The organism is Domibacillus sp. A3M-37 (assembly GCF_024213455.1).
GTDB classification, from domain to species: domain Bacteria; phylum Bacillota; class Bacilli; order Bacillales; family Domibacillaceae; genus Domibacillus; species Domibacillus tundrae.
Genome location: NZ_JANAVL010000004.1, coordinates 152,460 through 167,900 on the forward strand (window position 1 = coordinate 152,460; position 15,441 = coordinate 167,900).

13 protein-coding genes are annotated in these 15,441 nt (G+C 42.6%); 7 read left to right on the forward strand and 6 right to left on the reverse strand.

The genetic code is table 11. The annotated features are described in order from the left end of the window. The first annotated feature begins 328 nt into the window (after positions 1-328). The gene (locus NLX67_RS09125) at positions 329-616 is read left to right on the forward strand and encodes a hypothetical protein (RefSeq protein ID WP_254311483.1); all 288 of its coding nucleotides are present in this window, start codon (positions 329-331) and stop codon (positions 614-616) included. 1,179 nt (positions 617-1,795) lie between these two features. Here NLX67_RS09125 and NLX67_RS09130 read toward each other — a convergent pair. The 5 genes from NLX67_RS09130 to NLX67_RS09150 all read right to left on the reverse strand — a co-directional run bounded on the left by NLX67_RS09130 (position 1,796) and on the right by NLX67_RS09150 (position 6,146). Further along, positions 1,796-2,686 (reverse strand): aldo/keto reductase, encoded by an 891-nt coding sequence (locus tag NLX67_RS09130; protein WP_375143363.1) that lies wholly within the window; start codon positions 2,684-2,686, stop codon positions 1,796-1,798. Positions 2,687-2,945: 259 nt separating this feature from the next. Next, positions 2,946-3,662 (reverse strand): SDR family oxidoreductase, encoded by a 717-nt coding sequence (locus NLX67_RS09135; RefSeq protein WP_254311487.1) that lies wholly within the window; start codon positions 3,660-3,662, stop codon positions 2,946-2,948. A 101-nt stretch (positions 3,663-3,763) separates the two neighbouring features. Next, a complete protein-coding gene (locus tag NLX67_RS09140) occupies positions 3,764-4,276 on the reverse strand; it encodes a type 1 glutamine amidotransferase domain-containing protein (RefSeq protein ID WP_254311489.1) in 513 nt (170 codons plus the stop codon). Positions 4,277-4,977: 701 nt separating this feature from the next. Then, a complete protein-coding gene (locus NLX67_RS09145; protein ID WP_082193962.1) occupies positions 4,978-5,070 on the reverse strand; it encodes an IS3 family transposase in 93 nt (30 codons plus the stop codon). A 686-nt stretch (positions 5,071-5,756) separates the two neighbouring features. Continuing rightward, complete coding sequence (locus tag NLX67_RS09150; RefSeq protein WP_046178639.1) at positions 5,757-6,146, reverse strand: SET domain-containing protein; 390 nt, start codon at positions 6,144-6,146, stop codon at positions 5,757-5,759. 136 nt (positions 6,147-6,282) lie between these two features. Between NLX67_RS09150 and NLX67_RS09155 the strand changes: the two genes are divergently transcribed. The 5 genes from NLX67_RS09155 (at position 6,283) to yihA (ending at position 13,329) form a co-directional block, all read left to right on the forward strand. Further along, positions 6,283-7,230 (forward strand): hypothetical protein, encoded by a 948-nt coding sequence (locus tag NLX67_RS09155; protein ID WP_254311491.1) that lies wholly within the window; start codon positions 6,283-6,285, stop codon positions 7,228-7,230. Between the two features lie 121 nt (positions 7,231-7,351). Further along, on the forward strand, positions 7,352-8,638 hold the full coding sequence (gene tig, locus NLX67_RS09160; protein ID WP_046178641.1) for a trigger factor: 1,287 nt from the start codon (positions 7,352-7,354) through the stop codon (positions 8,636-8,638). Positions 8,639-8,835: 197 nt separating this feature from the next. Next, on the forward strand, positions 8,836-10,101 hold the full coding sequence (clpX, locus tag NLX67_RS09165) for an ATP-dependent protease ATP-binding subunit ClpX (RefSeq protein WP_046178642.1): 1,266 nt from the start codon (positions 8,836-8,838) through the stop codon (positions 10,099-10,101). A gap of 268 nt (positions 10,102-10,369) precedes the next feature. Further along, a complete protein-coding gene (lon, locus tag NLX67_RS09170) occupies positions 10,370-12,694 on the forward strand; it encodes an endopeptidase La (protein ID WP_046178643.1) in 2,325 nt (774 codons plus the stop codon). Next, the gene (yihA, locus tag NLX67_RS09175) at positions 12,691-13,329 is read left to right on the forward strand and encodes a ribosome biogenesis GTP-binding protein YihA/YsxC (protein ID WP_046178644.1); all 639 of its coding nucleotides are present in this window, start codon (positions 12,691-12,693) and stop codon (positions 13,327-13,329) included. Before lon ends, yihA begins: the two co-directional genes overlap by 4 nt. Positions 13,330-13,371: 42 nt before the next feature. Here yihA and NLX67_RS09180 read toward each other — a convergent pair whose 3' ends face one another. Continuing rightward, a complete protein-coding gene (locus tag NLX67_RS09180) occupies positions 13,372-13,866 on the reverse strand; it encodes a hypothetical protein (RefSeq protein ID WP_046178645.1) in 495 nt (164 codons plus the stop codon). A gap of 220 nt (positions 13,867-14,086) precedes the next feature. Between NLX67_RS09180 and hemA the strand changes: the two genes are divergently transcribed. Further along, the gene (gene hemA / locus NLX67_RS09185) at positions 14,087-15,430 is read left to right on the forward strand and encodes a glutamyl-tRNA reductase (RefSeq protein WP_254311492.1); all 1,344 of its coding nucleotides are present in this window, start codon (positions 14,087-14,089) and stop codon (positions 15,428-15,430) included. Positions 15,431-15,441 lie beyond the last annotated feature (11 nt).

Sequence of the window (15,441 nt, forward strand, 5' to 3'; positions counted from 1 at the left end):
ATAACTCACCTGCTCTTTTCTAATCCTAATAGATATTTTCTTCCCCAATACTTTGAAATCCTTCTAAAAGTAAACTGCCTCTTTAGTGCAATAAAAAAGAGGTCACCGTCGCAAGCCCATTGCTCAATACTTGACCCGTTAGCCATCCATGTAGCACAAAATCAGCGCTACACCACAGATAATGGAAATGGAATGCAGAATGGGTATAGAATACTACGGCTGGGAGAGGAAGGTCGATCAACTATGGTGCCGTAGAGCCCATCCGTTAGTCTGACTCCAACGACCACTTTAGTATGGCCATTTCATGAAGGTAGAGAATTGAATTTTCATGGGAGTTCAATATCTCCCCCAAAATTTTTCAGTTAGTCCAAACAGTCAAAACAGAGCAGTATTACAGCTGGTTTTTGAAAAATTTGTCTTAGAAAATGAAGAGTGGTTATTGGATGGTCCTGACGATCAAAACAGCTGGTTTACTCTTTCTTCGGATAAATCACTTGTTCACTTTCTAAAAGAAAAAGATCATATAGATGCTATTCAAGAATTTTTAACGTCAAGGCTTAAGGAATTATATAAATTAAAGCAAAATTATCCTGATTTAAAGTGGAATGGAGAATAAACAGAATTTATTCGCCAATATTTACGATAAACCTGCATACATATTTAGTTTTACAGGCAGGTTCCTTTTAAGCGTACTGGCCGAATACGTAAAAAGGCCGCGGGGGGAATCTCCGCGGTACAAACGACAAACTACTTATGATGGTGCTGGGTCAATGCAGAGACCCTAACCTAGATTATCGCCCGTTACGAAGAAATTTAAACCATATTAAAAAAAGCAGCCTGCCAGTAGCCACTTGAATTTGATGTCCGTATTAAAAATGTAAAAGAGCGCAGCTATGTGATAGCGACGCTTGAAAGTTGATAGTTGTCAGGAGAAGTTAAATCAATATATGTACGGCTTGGCCGATATATTCCTTGGATTCCGGACGCAAAAAAGGCCACAGGAAGAGGTGAGTTAAGAGTATGTAACGCGTGGTAAAGTGGCTACACTGTCGTATGTTAATCGTTACCAGTTGCGGCCAAAGCGTAAACGTAAAAAAGCGGTCCTGAGGCCGGCATAGACAATCGCTAGTGCTGCGTGCCTTGTATGGAGAAACGTCGCGGGCAGACTACCCGATGTGGATGTTTTTTCAACGAATAGCGCGAATGGAGGCCTGTCTGTTTTTACAGTATATGTGTGGCCAAGGCGCTTTAGTCCGGCTGTTAAAAGTCTAATTGCGATCACAACTGCGTTATTTTTCGTTCAATATATGGAAGAAACTCGCCCAGGCGGGTTATGAAAAGTTGTGATTTCGTTGGACTCTGTTAGACTAAAACGTCCGTTTTCCGATGTACCTTATAAGAAGAAACGCGATTTTGCGATTAGACTCTGCTTTAGTTTTTGCGGGCACGCGGGTCCAGACGGATGCCTGCCCGAAACACTTCGGAATGTGAAACGACTGCAACGGCTGAAATTCCGTTTATCTTATAGAAGAAACGAGAAATCACCGTTGCACAATAGTTCACATTTTACCGGCTGATTGCGTCTGGCGCGTGGCCCTCTGAAACTTTTCGTTGCATAATGACGATGTAACGCATCGCCGTTTTAGCGCATTAGAGTTTTGTCCCAGCCTCATTTTCATTGACACATTCATTTTTCAACACTGTGAAAACCTGTGTAGAATAAATTCTACACAGGTTTTGAAATTCCTATTAAATTGTCGACTCCCCCATCAGGAGTCTTTGTGAAAATAAATTTTCAAATAATATCCAATGGCATTTTTCTAGTGGGTTTAGGAAATACTTGATCAAGTCTATTGAGGTCTTCTTCAGTCAACTCAATTGTTGCTGCTTCAGCATTTGATAAAACATGTTCTTCTTGAACTGCTTTTGGAATGGCGATGACGTTATTCGAACGGATCGTCCAAGCAAGAGCGATTTGTAATGGTTGGGCATTGTATTTGTCAGCAATATCAAGAATAGTTGGATCGCTTAAGAGTTGTCTTCTTAAAGAGCCTCCTTGAGCAAGGGGACTGTAGGCCATGATTGGCATGTTATGTTCACGCTGCCATGGTAAGAGATCGTAGTCGATTCCTCTTGAACCTAAATGGTATAGTACTTGGTTCGTCACACTATTTTTTCCATTCGCAGTGTTCCATAGCGCTTTCATATCAGCGGTGTCAAAATTGGAGACGCCCCATCTTAAAATTTTCCCTTCTTCGCGTAGCTTTTCCATTCCTTCAATTGTTTCTGCTAAAGGAACACGTCCTCTCCAGTGAAGAAGATATAAGTCCAAGTGGTCTGTTCCGAGTCGTTTTAAGCTGTTTTCACATGCTTTTGAAATCATGTCTAAACCTGCATGATGGGGATACACTTTTGAGACTAAAAAGACTTCATCTCTGCGTCCTTTAATGGCTTCGCCTACTAAACGTTCAGAATCACCATTTCCGTACATTTCAGCAGTGTCAATAAGTGTCATGCCCAATTCTAAGCCGAGTTGCAAGGCTTTAATTTCCTTATCCCTCACTTGAGGATTTTCCCCCATGTACCATGTTCCTTGTCCTAAACTAGGTAAAGAAGTGCCGTCAGGCAGGGTTGCCACGCGTTTGGCTAATACATGTTTAATTTCCGCTATTTTCTTTTCATCCATCAGGCCCAACCCTTTCTTTTATGTATTTGAGCATCATCGAAGTAGAATTTTTACAGCACTTCGTAGAATTACGCATATGTTAGGATTTCCACAACCAACAAAAATATTCTTTATTGTATGATATGATATGGCCATTTCTGCTTCTATTTGTGACAAATAACAAAAAAGGTGAGGATGATCTAAAAGTGTCTGACACTTTTATTCATTCTCACCAATTTTATTTTAAATCAATTTATTAATCAACTTTGATATCACTGAATTAGATTAAATGAGCTCCGCCATCGATAAGTACTGATGTACCAGTTGTAAACCCGTTTTTCGCTAGGTAAACATAGGTTTCAGCTATATCTTTCGGTTGAGCAACACGTCCAACCGGTAATTGCTGAGCAATCTCATTGTACATATCCTGCCGTTGATCTTCTGGCATTCCGCCGTAAAGAGGAGTGTCAACAATACCAGGTGATACCACGTTTACTCTGATAGGTGCCAGGTCTACTGAAAGTCCTCTTACTAATCCATCGATTGCTGAATTGATCGAAGCCAGCGTGGTTGCACCTTGAGGAGGACGTACACCATATACGCCAGAAGTTAATGTAATGGAGCTTTCATCATTCAAGTATGGAAGAGCTGCATGAACCGAAATATATTGACCCCAGAACTTGCTGTCAAAAGCCTCTCTTACGGCTGCGACAGGTAGTTCGCTAAAGTGACCCATTGCTCCTTGACCTGCAGTAACCACTAAGTGATCAAATTTTCCAACCTTCTTGAAAAAGTCAGCAACCTTTTCCTCACTGCGAAAGTCGATTTCATAACCTTCTGCGTTACCACCAAGCTTTGCTTTTGCGTCAGATAATTTTGAAGCAGAACGGCTGGCTATAATGACTTGGGCGGATCCATCGAGAAACGCCTTAGCAGTGGCTAACCCAATGCCGGATGTACCTCCTAAAACAACCACTCTTTTTCCTTTTAGTGACAAATTCATGCTCTCCTTTATTCAAATATTAATTTTAACCAGCTTGCGGATTCTGTTTAAAGAATTCACAAGTTGGAAATATTTAAGTTTTTACATCAGCATTATTATTTAGCTAAAAGTTTTAATGATTCACGATTAAATGCTGGAATATCTTTTGGTTCCCGACTTGTTACAATGTTTTGGCTGATGACAACTTCTTCGTCTTTATAGTTTGCACCAGCATTTTTCAAATCGTTGCGAATGGATTTAAAGCCAGTGATGTCGATACCTTTTAAAAGATCTGTATCGATTAACACTTGTGGACCGTGACAAATGGCAAAAACAGGTTTTTCTTCTTGGATGAATACTTTTGCAAATTCACCAAAACGATCGTCTTCACGTAATAAATCAGGAGAAAATCCGCCAGGGATAAGCAAAGCATCAAAGTCTGCAGGATTGACTTCATCAATGGCTTTATCAATCTTTACGGTCGTGCCTTTTTTACCAGTCACTTCGTTACCTGAGTGTGTGTCAATCGTGATCACTTCATGACCAGCTTCCTTAAAGGCTTGTGCCGGTTCAGTGTATTCAACGTCTTCAAATAAGTTTGTGATCAGTGTAGCGATTTTTTTGCTCATGCTGAATAACCTCCTTAAAATGATAAGACAGAAGTACGAATATGTATTTTTATAACATGTTCTTCTGTGTATTGAATATATTAATGCAGACTATTACATTTCTCACGTAATATGCTCAATGATAGAAATTGAGTGGGAATTGTGGTCCTATTATATACTTTTATTGAACGAGGTTTAGGTCACATTAATACTTAGAATTTTAAAAACACTGATTCTATATAAGTTGAATAAAGATGCTTCCTTTAGAAAACCGTGCCTGTTTAGGCTGGTGCGTGTTTCGTATAGATGCAAGGATGATCACCAATTTGTTCTAGGATCCACTCTTCCAACCAACATCTTATTTTTACAGGCATGGGTCGGTCTTGTAGAGAATGTCTGTTGTTTTGAAAGGGAGCCAGTTGGTGAAGCCTGCCGGATTTCACCAACTGGCTTTGAAGAGCAGCGAGTATTCAAGCTGGAGAGTTTCGCTTTTTATTGGCGCAGCGATTATCCTCTTTTTTTAGAAAGAATCAAGCTATAACAGCCTTTCTTTTTTTATATTCACTCATGAAAAAGAAGAGGCGGCGGGTATGCGGTGCATTGCTCGATAACTTTGGGTCAAAGAATCTTGATGGAATGGGGGAACAGTAGAAGTGTCCCAATTCAAGGTAAAAGCGAAGTAGGACGTTAAACTGGTGTGCCCCAAAAAGTTAGAGTTTATACTAGGCAGTTAATTGGCTGGTGTGAAGGCGGTATTGAACCGGACTCATTCCCGCCAATTTTTGCTTTATACGTTTGTTATTATAGTAATCTATATTAGGTTATGAATTTGCAAATTAAAAGTACGCAAATGGGGAAGATCATTATTTTCTTCAATATTTGACCTTTAAGGAGCAGACAGATAGCGTGAAAAGAAGCCTGTCATATCAACGTTTAGAGGGAATTGTTATTGCACTATTTTTGGTGCCTAAATGGTACCATTAAAAACATCAGGTAGTACCTATACTATTTGATATTTTGAAAAAGTCTATAAATCAACGTTTATCAGATGGTTAGTTGGTACCTATTATATCTGAAATTAAGAAAACAGCTTGTTTCGCTTTGACAGAGTAGAGGTCGCTGGTTCTAAGGTAAACCCGTTTTAGAATCATCTAGAAGACCGTTCTTTTTGTGGAAAGTTGAAAAAAGTGAGTATTAAAATCATATGTTGTTTATTAAACATTTCGTCATTATAATAGAAGTAAGTCAATTAACGGTCTAAGTTCGTAAAGTGACCGTTTCACTCCTTTGGAAGATGAACAGTGTTATAAATAGATGCCTTAGTATGAGCAGACATGACGTGTTCAACGTCGGTCGGGGGTTCGAATCCCTCCTGGGACATCATACATAAGAAATCAAAAAGGCAATCTGTCACGTTATGGTGCGGATTGTCTTTTTTCTGTGCAAAAAACCACCTTCAAATGAGAAGGTGGTATTGTCCAGCTGCAAGCGGTCAGTTCCTTTATTGCTCAAGGCTGTCGTCGTTAAACCAAAGCGGAGCATCGTCATCCACGTCACCGTTATAATTAATTAAAATTTCTTCGCCTGCCTTTATGTCACGGTAGGCGTAAAATTTAAACGAATGGCTTTCAAAATGAATATCGTACGTTGCATTTGGTTCATAAGAATGATTAAACAGCATCCCATACCCTAATAACATTGCCGTGTGGTTTGCCCCATATTCAAATGCATAATCGGCTAAAAGCGTTTTTTCAATATGGACGTGCTGGTCGTTTGGATATGGAATAACCGGCGCTTCGTGAAGCATTTCGCCTTTTTTTATGTCACGCGTGGCAAAGACACCCCGGTTGAATTCGCCGTCGCTTAATGTAGATGTTTTTACTTCGATCATGACTCGATCTCCTTTTCTTTTTCATATTCATTTCTTAAGCATGACAGGCGGACGGGCGAAGAGCAACTGTTTTCTCTGTTCAATCGAATAACGCCATGCTACACTTCAACTAAAGAACTACGGGCGGGTGAGAATAATGAAGAAAAAAAAGCGGGCGAAATCCGGCAATGTTGTTCAATTTCCTGGAACATCAGCCCGGCTTGAACAGCAAGGACAGCAGGCACTGGAAGAAAAGCGGTTTGATGAAGCGATTCGCTTCTATACGGAAGCGCTCCGTTTTGAAGAAGGGCGTCAGGAAGAGATTAAAATGGCGCTTTTGATCGCTTATCATGAAAGCGGCAGCCACGACGCGGGAATTGATTTGTCACGCGAGATGCTTCGTGCCGGGGAAGGCCATTATTTTGATGTGCTTGATTTACATGTCCTCATGCTCATTCAAAAGCGACGTTACAAGGAAGTTGCGGACACATTATCTGTCCTGCTCGAAGAAGGGCTGCCGCCGGACCGGTACGAGCATTTTGCTCATTTAAAGGCATTGGCCGACCGAATGAGTGCAAAGCAGAAGGATTCCCTGTTTAAAGTAGGAGATTCTATCCAGGATAAGATGATGAAGCTGTCTGAACTGGCTAAATTTGACGCTGCTCCATTTGAAGAAGAGCTGATTCACATAGCGGGAGACCAAACAGAGCATCCATTTATTCAAACGGTGGCGCTCGGGCTGCTGAGGGAAATGGGAACAGCCAAAAACGTGACGGTCCGGAAATTTCATTTTGAAAAAAAGGTGATCCCGGCTATTACTGATGAAGCATTCAATGGGCCATTTTTCCTTGAAGTAATGCAGTGCTTAGAGAAAACTGCCGGGCAAAATAACCCCGCTTTATTCGCGCAGGCAGTTGAATTGACCAAGCAGTATCAATTTCTGCTTCATCCGTTTGATCCGGACATTTCGTCGGAAAAGTGGGCAGAAGCGATCGTATTAAAAATCAACCAGCTGTATGAGCCTGTTGAAATGAACAAAATTGATCCCGATATAGATCAAGCATTGGCGTTCATGCAGGAACTCGATGAAATTTCAGCCTTTTAGTTGAAAGAAAGTGTCTGTATGGTATAATGTAAAAGTCGTATTGTGTCCTTTTTATATCCAATAAGAATATACATAGGACGAACGTTCATATTTATTAATAGATTGTTGGAGGGAATTTTTTATGTCAGCAAAGTGGGAAAAATTAGAAGGTAACCAAGGCGTATTAACAGTTGAAGTTGATGCTGAAACGGTTAACCAAGGTCTTAACACAGCATTCCAAAAAGTCGTTAAAACAATTAACGTACCAGGATTCCGTAAAGGGAAAATGCCTCGTCCATTGTTCGAACAACGTTTTGGCGTAGAAGCGCTTTACCAGGATGCGATCGATGCGATCCTTCCGGAAGCATACGAAAATGCTATTGACGAAACAGGCATCGATCCGGTTGACCGTCCTGAAATTGATGTTGAGCAATTTGAAAAAGGCAAGCCATTCATTTTTACAGCGAAAGTTACAGTGAAGCCTGAAGTTACACTTGGTGACTACAAAGGCCTTGAAGTGGAACAAGATAATACAGATGTAACAGATGAAGACGTTGAAAATGAATTAAAAGATCTTCAAAAACGCCATGCGGAGCTTGTTGTGAAAGAAGACGGCGCGGTTGAAAATGAAGATTCAGTTGTAATTGACTTTGAAGGATTCGTTGATGGCGAAGTATTCGAAGGCGGGCAAGCCGAAAACTATTCAATTGTGATCGGTTCAGGCACATTCATTCCTGGCTTTGAAGAGCAGCTAATTGGGATGAAAACAGGCGAAGAAAAAGACGTTGAAGTAACATTCCCTGAAGAATATCATGCAGAAGAACTTGCAGGTAAGCCGGCAACGTTCAAAGTGAAACTTCACGAAGTAAAAGCACAGGAGCTTCCTGAATTGAATGATGAGTTCGCGCAAGAAACAGACGAAGAAGTGGAAACACTTGATGCGTTGAAAGCAAAATTGCAGGAGCGTCTTGTAGAGCAAAAGAAAAGCGCTTCTGAGCAAAAGCTTCGTGACGACCTCGTTGAAAAAGCGGTAGCAAATGCTGAAACAGACGTACCGGATGCGATGATCGATTCTGAAATCGATCGTATGCTTCAAGAGTTCACGCAAAATCTTTCTATGCAAGGAATGAATCTTGACTTGTACTACCAATTCTCAGGTCAGTCAGAAGCAGATCTTCGCGCCCAAATGAAGGAAAATGCAGAAACACGCGTGCGCACAAGCTTAACGCTTGAAGCAATTGCGGAAGCAGAAAATCTTGAACCGACGGATGAAGATGTCGATGCTGAAGTAAGCAAAATGTCTGAGCAATTCGGCCTTTCAAAAGAAGACGTTGAAAAAGCGCTTGGCAGCCTTGAAGGCATGAAAGCAGACTTGAAAATCCGTAAAGCAGTCGAATTTCTTGTGGAAAACAGCAAGACTGGTGCATAATAAATAAAAGAACACACTGACAGGGCGCGACGTGATCGTGCCTTGTTTTCTACCTATAAACAGGCGAAAAACGCTTTTTCGTTTTTGTTTTGTGGCAAGTGTGCTACAATGCGATACATAACTTAGTTACGGCGCAGTTAAAAGGCGGACTGCTGAATGGCTCCGGCTGCACCAACATAGCATAAGGGGTGAACCAGATGTTTAAATTCAATGAAGAAAAAGGACAGTTGAAATGTTCGTTTTGCGGAAAATCGCAGGACCAAGTGAGGAAACTCGTTGCGGGCCCAGGCGTTTATATTTGCGACGAATGTATTGAACTGTGCACAGAAATCGTGGAAGAAGAGCTTGGTACAGAAGAAGAAGTAGAATTTAAAGATGTACCGAAGCCGACAGAAATCCGTGAAATTTTAGGTGAATATGTCATCGGCCAGGAGCGTGCGAAAAAATCGCTTGCTGTTGCTGTTTACAATCACTATAAACGCATCAATTCAAACAGCAAAATTGACGATGTGGAACTCGCGAAATCAAATATTTGCTTGATCGGTCCGACGGGAAGTGGAAAAACACTCCTGGCGCAAACACTTGCGCGTATTCTAAACGTGCCATTTGCGATTGCCGATGCAACGTCATTAACAGAAGCAGGATATGTTGGGGAAGATGTTGAAAACATCTTGCTGAAATTAATCCAGGCAGCAGATTACGACGTGGAAAAAGCGGAAAAAGGCATCATTTACATCGACGAAATTGATAAAGTCGCACGTAAATCGGAAAACCCGTCTATTACACGTGACGTATCCGGTGAAGGTGTTCAGCAGGCATTGTTGAAAATTTTAGAAGGAACAGTTGCGAGTGTTCCGCCACAAGGCGGCCGAAAACATCCGCATCAGGAGTTCATCCAAATCGACACAACGAACATTCTCTTTATTTGCGGCGGAGCGTTTGATGGTGTTGAACAAATTATTAAACGTCGTCTCGGTCAAAAAGTGATCGGATTCGGCTCTGATCAGAAAAAAGAAGAAGTGAATGACAAGGCCCTTCTTTCTAAGCTTCTTCCCGAAGATTTGCTGCGTTTCGGTTTGATTCCAGAGTTTATCGGGCGTCTTCCGGTTATTGCGAGCCTTGAACAGCTTGATGAAGAAGCGTTGATTGAAATTTTAACAAAACCGAAAAATGCACTCGTCAAGCAGTTCAAAAAAATGCTTGAGCTTGACGATGTGGAACTTGAATTTGAAGAAGCGGCATTAAGCGAAATTTCGAAAAAAGCGATTGAACGCAAAACAGGTGCGCGGGGCCTTCGTTCCATCATTGAAAGCATCATGCTGGATGTGATGTATGAACTGCCAACGCGTGAAGATATTAAAACATGTGTCATCACAAAAGAAACAGTGACCGATTTTGCACCACCTCGTCTTCTTGACGAAAATGGAAATGACGTTGGTTCTGCTGATAAAACATCTGCATAAGTGCCAGTTGATTTTAGGAAGGGACAGTGCCTCAACAGGTGCTGTCCCTTCTTTTCAATCGACAGCGTCTGTGCGTTTGCGTTAAGATAGGAAAAAAGAAAGAGAAGAAAAGATGTGTTTTGGACGATGTCCAGCTTCAGGCGGCCAGTCCCTAGGTCGTAAGCCGTCACGGCTGTGTGGCAAAGAACGCCACTCTGCCGGTTCGTCTTACGTCTGTCGGACCTGTACGGCCACCTTGCACTTTTCTTATTGGGAAGGGAGATTTGTCATGAAGGCAGATACAATTTATACGGTGCCACTTTTGCCGTTGCGGGGGATGCACGTGTACCCGACGATGGTGCTGCATTTGGATGTGGGCCGCGATCGGTCGATTGAAGCACTTGAAAAATCAATGATGAACGATCAGCTCGTGTTTTTATCCGCTCAAAAAGACCCGGATTTGGATGATCCGGCTGGCGATGACGTATATGAAGTCGGTACATTAACAAAAGTCAAACAAATGCTCAAGCTTCCGAACGGAACAATTCGCGTACTTGTGGAAGGGTTAGAGCGGGCAAAACTGATTTCCATTGTGGATCAAGAAGCATTTTACGAAGCCGTCGTCGAAGTTCATAAAGAAGACTCATCAAAAGATTCGGAAACAGAAGCGCTTATGCGCATGCTGTTAAAACAATTCGAACAATATGTGAAGCTGTCGAAAAAAGGTTCGTCTGATACGCTCAGTTCTGTTGCAGATATTGAGGAACCAGGGCGGCTTGCGGATATCGTCACATCACACATGTCGCTTAAAGTAAAAGAAAAGCAAGACATTTTAGCAACATTTTCCGTTAAAAAACGACTTGAACAGCTTATTTCACTTCTTCATAATGAACGTGAAGTACTTAATTTGGAGAAAAAAATTGGCCAGCGTGTGAAAACGTCAATGGAAAAAACGCAAAAAGAATATTATTTGCGCGAGCAGATGAAAGCCATTCAGCAGGAACTCGGTGATAAAGAAGGAAAAACGGGTGAAGTGGAAGAGCTGACGACGCGAATCATGGCAGCGAATATGCCGGAACATGTAGAAAAAACAGCGATGAAAGAACTGGACCGTTACGAGAAAATTCCACAAAGCGCCGCTGAAAGTGCCGTTATTCGCAACTATCTTGAATGGCTTGTGACACTTCCTTGGTCCGATGCAACAGAAGACGACCTCGATGTAATGAAGGCCGAAGACGTCTTAAACCGTGACCATTATGGATTGGAAAAAGTAAAGGAACGTGTACTTGAATTTTTGGCTGTCCGTCAGCTGACCCAATCGCTGCGTGGTCCGATTCTATGCCTGGGGGGTCCTCCGGGAGTGGGGAAAACAAGCCTTGTCCGCTCGATTGCGGAATCGCTCGGCCGGAACTTTGTCCGAATTTCACTCGGCGGCGTCCGGGATGAATCTGAAATACGCGGCCATCGCCGCACGTACGTCGGTGCGATGCCGGGGCGGATTATTCAGGGGATGAAAAAAGCAGGAACAGTCAACCCTGTCTTTTTACTCGATGAAATCGATAAAATGTCCAGTGATTTCCGCGGTGATCCATCATCTGCGCTGCTTGAAGTACTTGATCCAGAACAAAATCATACCTTCAGCGACCATTACATTGAAGAAACATACGATTTATCAAATGTCATGTTTATCGCAACAGCAAACGATTTAAGTGCCATTCCCGGACCATTGCGCGATCGGATGGAAATTATTTCGATTGCCGGCTACACAGAAATAGAAAAAATTCATATCGCAAAAGATCATCTATTTCCAAAACAAGTCAAAGAAAATGGTCTTTCGAGCAATCAAATTCGTTTGAAGGAAGAAGCCATTCGCGATATTGTTCGTTATTATACACGTGAAGCAGGTGTGCGGAGCTTAGAACGTCAATTGGCCGCTATCTGCCGTAAAGCCGCGAAGAAAATCGTGTCAAGCGAGAAAAAGCGTGTAACAGTAACAGATAAAAACTTGCAGGAATACCTTGGCAAGCACATTTTCCGCTATGGACAGGCAGAAACGGAAGATCAGATCGGCGTTGCGAACGGTCTTGCGTATACAACAGTCGGTGGCGATACACTGCAAATCGAAGTATCCCTTTCGCCAGGAAAAGGAAAATTGATCTTAACCGGAAAATTGGGAGATGTGATGAAAGAATCCGCTCAAGCTGCATTCAGCTACGTCCGTTCAAAAACGGATGAACTGGGTATTGAAGCTGAATTTCATGAACATCATGATATTCATATCCACGTTCCGGAAGGCGCTGTTCCGAAAGACGGGCCATCTGCCGGTATTACTATGGCGGTTGCCCTTATTTCCGCACTGACTGGACGTCCGGTGCGTCGTGACGTCGGCATGACTGGGGAAATTACATTGCGCGGCCGGGTGCTGCCAATCGGCGGTGTAAAAGAAAAGTCACTTGGTGCGCATCGTGCCGGATTAAAAACGATTATTTTGCCAAAAGATAACGAAAAAGATATCGATGATGTACCAGCAAGCATCCGTGAAGGACTGACGTTTTTACCAGTTTCGACAATGGATGAAGTGCTGGATATCGCGATCGGAGGAAGCAAGTCATGAAAGTAAACAACGTGGAGCTGGTCATCAGTGCCGCAAAGCCGCATCAGTACCCAGCAGACGGGCTGCCGGAATTCGCACTCGCCGGCCGTTCGAACGTCGGAAAGTCATCACTCATTAATCGGATGATCGGCCGTAAAAGCATGGCCCGCATTTCGTCAAAGCCCGGCAAAACCCAAACATTGAATTTTTATAAAATTGAAGACACGCTGTTTTTCGTTGACGTGCCAGGCTACGGCTATGCAAAAGTGGCCAAAACAGAACGTGAAGTCTGGGGCCGCATGATCGAAATGTACATGACAGACCGGAAACCTCTTTTGGCCTGTATTCATATCGTCGATTTGCGGCACGCGCCGTCCGTCGATGATGTAGCGATGTATGAATTTTTAAAGCATCATAACATTCCGGCCATTGTTATTGCGACAAAAGCGGATAAAATCCCAAAAGGCAAATGGCAGAAGCATTTAAAAATCGTTAAAGAAACATTAGACTTTGATCCACTCGATGACATTATTGTTTTTTCATCTGAAACGGGTCTCGGCAAGGACGAAGTATGGAAAGCCGTTAAAAAGAGAATGTATGAACACAAAGAATATGAAGCAGAATTACGTAAAAAAGAACGTCATGAAGAAGAATAAATGAGAAAAAAGCTGTCTCCGGCATTTCAGAGACAGCTTTTTTTATGATTTTTTACGAGTATAACTGCCATTTTTTTGCACAAACAGCCAGTATCCACCCGTGGCGACAAGGATGAGCGGCCAAAACTGCCAAACGGAACCAACCGGGCCAAGCCATTGCTTTACCGTTCCATAGAAAAGCGTGACCGCAGCCAGCACTAAAAATAAAATGCCATTTAAAAGACCGCTGCCCGATTTTTGGTGCTGCAATAAAAAACCGACAGCAATGATTAAAATAAAAACACCTGTATCATTTGCCCACCAGCCAAGATAATCGACAACATAAAAATGGAGGCCGAAACCTGAAAGGACAACGCCGGGCAAAATACCGCTGCCGTCACTTTTAAAACCTTGTACAAGAAAAGCAACACCGGTAATCAGCAAAAGAGCCGGCCAGCCAAGGTATGGCTTTACCCACGTAAACGCGGATTGCTGAAGAAAAAAATACAGGCCGAACCCGATTAACAGGACGCCCGGAAAAATACGTTGTCCATTCATATTGTCTTGCCCCGCTTTCCAGTTCAATTCTATTGCGAAAATCATTTTTATTTGATAATATTTATAAATAAGAATAACCTATAGGAAATAGGGTATAAAAAAACTAATCGTTTTTGATTGTCTCTTATGTTAGCATATGTTCACAAATTTTGAATAATAAAAACGTCACATTATGTTATAATGGGACCACAATGATTCGTTTTTCGGGGGTGCAAGATACGTGCATATCATCACGGTGGGATTAAATTACAAAACAGCCCCGGTAGAAATCCGCGAGCGCTTGTCTTTTCAGGAAGAGACGCTTGCGGCAGCCATGACCGAGCTCCAAAAACAGAAAAGTGTGCTCGAAAATGTCATTGTATCGACATGCAACCGTACAGAAATTTATGCGGTCGTCGATCAGCTGCATACCGGCCGTTATTATATTAAAGAATTTTTATCAAAATGGTTTCATATTCCGCAGGCGGAGTTCACGCCGTTTTTGTTCATTTATGAGCAAGAAGCAGCGGTAGAACATCTTTTTCGTGTGTCCGCCGGCTTAAACTCTATGGTGCTAGGCGAAACACAAATTCTTGGACAGGTCCGCCAAAGCTTTCTTCAGTCACAGGAAATGGGCGCAGCGGGTGCTGTTTTCAATCACTTGTTCAAACAGGCGGTTACACTGGCGAAACGCGCGCATGCAGAAACAAACATTGGCGCCAACGCGGTATCCGTCAGCTATGCGGCAGTTGAACTTGCCAAGAAAATTTTCGGACGTCTTGACGGCCGTCACGTACTCGTTTTAGGTGCCGGGAAAATGGGCGAACTGGCGATTAAAAACCTGCACGGAAGCGGTGCGACAAAAGTGACTGTAATGAACCGGACTTTTGAAAAAGCGGAAACACTCGCCGGCCGGTTTAACGGCGAGGCGAAAACGATGGAAGACCTGCAATCCGCGCTCGGTGAAGCAGATATTTTAATTAGTTCGACTGGCTCAAAAGACTATGTCATTACGAAAGAATTGATGACTGGCGTGCAAAAAATGCGTAAAGGACGGCCGCTCTTTATGGTTGATATTGCAGTGCCGCGTGATATTGCACCGGATATTGCCAATCTTGACAGCATCTTTTTATACGATATTGACGACTTGGAAGGAATTGTCCAAGCGAACTTGGCTGAACGTGAAAAAGCTGCCCAAAAAATCGGTATCATGATTGAAGGCGAAATTGTTGCTTTTAATGAATGGGTTAACTTGCTTGGTGTTGTACCGGTTATCTCCGCACTTCGTCAAAAAGCGCTTTTGATCCAAGCGGAAACGATGGAAAGCCTTGATCGGAAGCTGCCGAATTTATCGGAACGTGACCGGAAAGTGTTGAGCAAGCATACGAAAAGTATTGTCAATCAAATGCTGAAAGACCCGATTTTGCAGGCGAAAGAACTTGCCGGCGATAAGCGGGCAGCGGAAAAGCTTGAGCTCTTTATGCGCATTTTCAATATCGAAGAGGACGTCAATGAATTGAAGCGTGCACAGGAAGAAGAAGAGCGCGTTCAAATGGTTCAGACAAAGCCTTTACTCCAGTTTTAAGTGAGGTTACG

Excerpts from the sequence above, each read along its gene's own strand:
- NLX67_RS09125 (WP_254311483.1), top strand. The coding sequence starts at position 329 with ATGGGAGTTCAATATCTCCCCCAAAATTTTTCAGTTAGTCCAAACAGT.
- NLX67_RS09130 (WP_375143363.1), bottom strand. The coding sequence starts at position 2,686 with ATGGATGAAAAGAAAATAGCGGAAATTAAACATGTATTAGCCAAACGC.
- NLX67_RS09140 (WP_254311489.1), bottom strand. The coding sequence starts at position 4,276 with ATGAGCAAAAAAATCGCTACACTGATCACAAACTTATTTGAAGACGTT.
- NLX67_RS09150 (WP_046178639.1), bottom strand. The coding sequence starts at position 6,146 with ATGATCGAAGTAAAAACATCTACATTAAGCGACGGCGAATTCAACCGG.
- NLX67_RS09155 (WP_254311491.1), top strand. The coding sequence starts at position 6,283 with ATGAAGAAAAAAAAGCGGGCGAAATCCGGCAATGTTGTTCAATTTCCT.
- tig (WP_046178641.1), top strand. The coding sequence starts at position 7,352 with ATGTCAGCAAAGTGGGAAAAATTAGAAGGTAACCAAGGCGTATTAACA.
- clpX (WP_046178642.1), top strand. The coding sequence starts at position 8,836 with ATGTTTAAATTCAATGAAGAAAAAGGACAGTTGAAATGTTCGTTTTGC.
- lon (WP_046178643.1), top strand. The coding sequence starts at position 10,370 with ATGAAGGCAGATACAATTTATACGGTGCCACTTTTGCCGTTGCGGGGG.
- yihA (WP_046178644.1), top strand. The coding sequence starts at position 12,691 with ATGAAAGTAAACAACGTGGAGCTGGTCATCAGTGCCGCAAAGCCGCAT.
- NLX67_RS09180 (WP_046178645.1), bottom strand. The coding sequence starts at position 13,866 with ATGAATGGACAACGTATTTTTCCGGGCGTCCTGTTAATCGGGTTCGGC.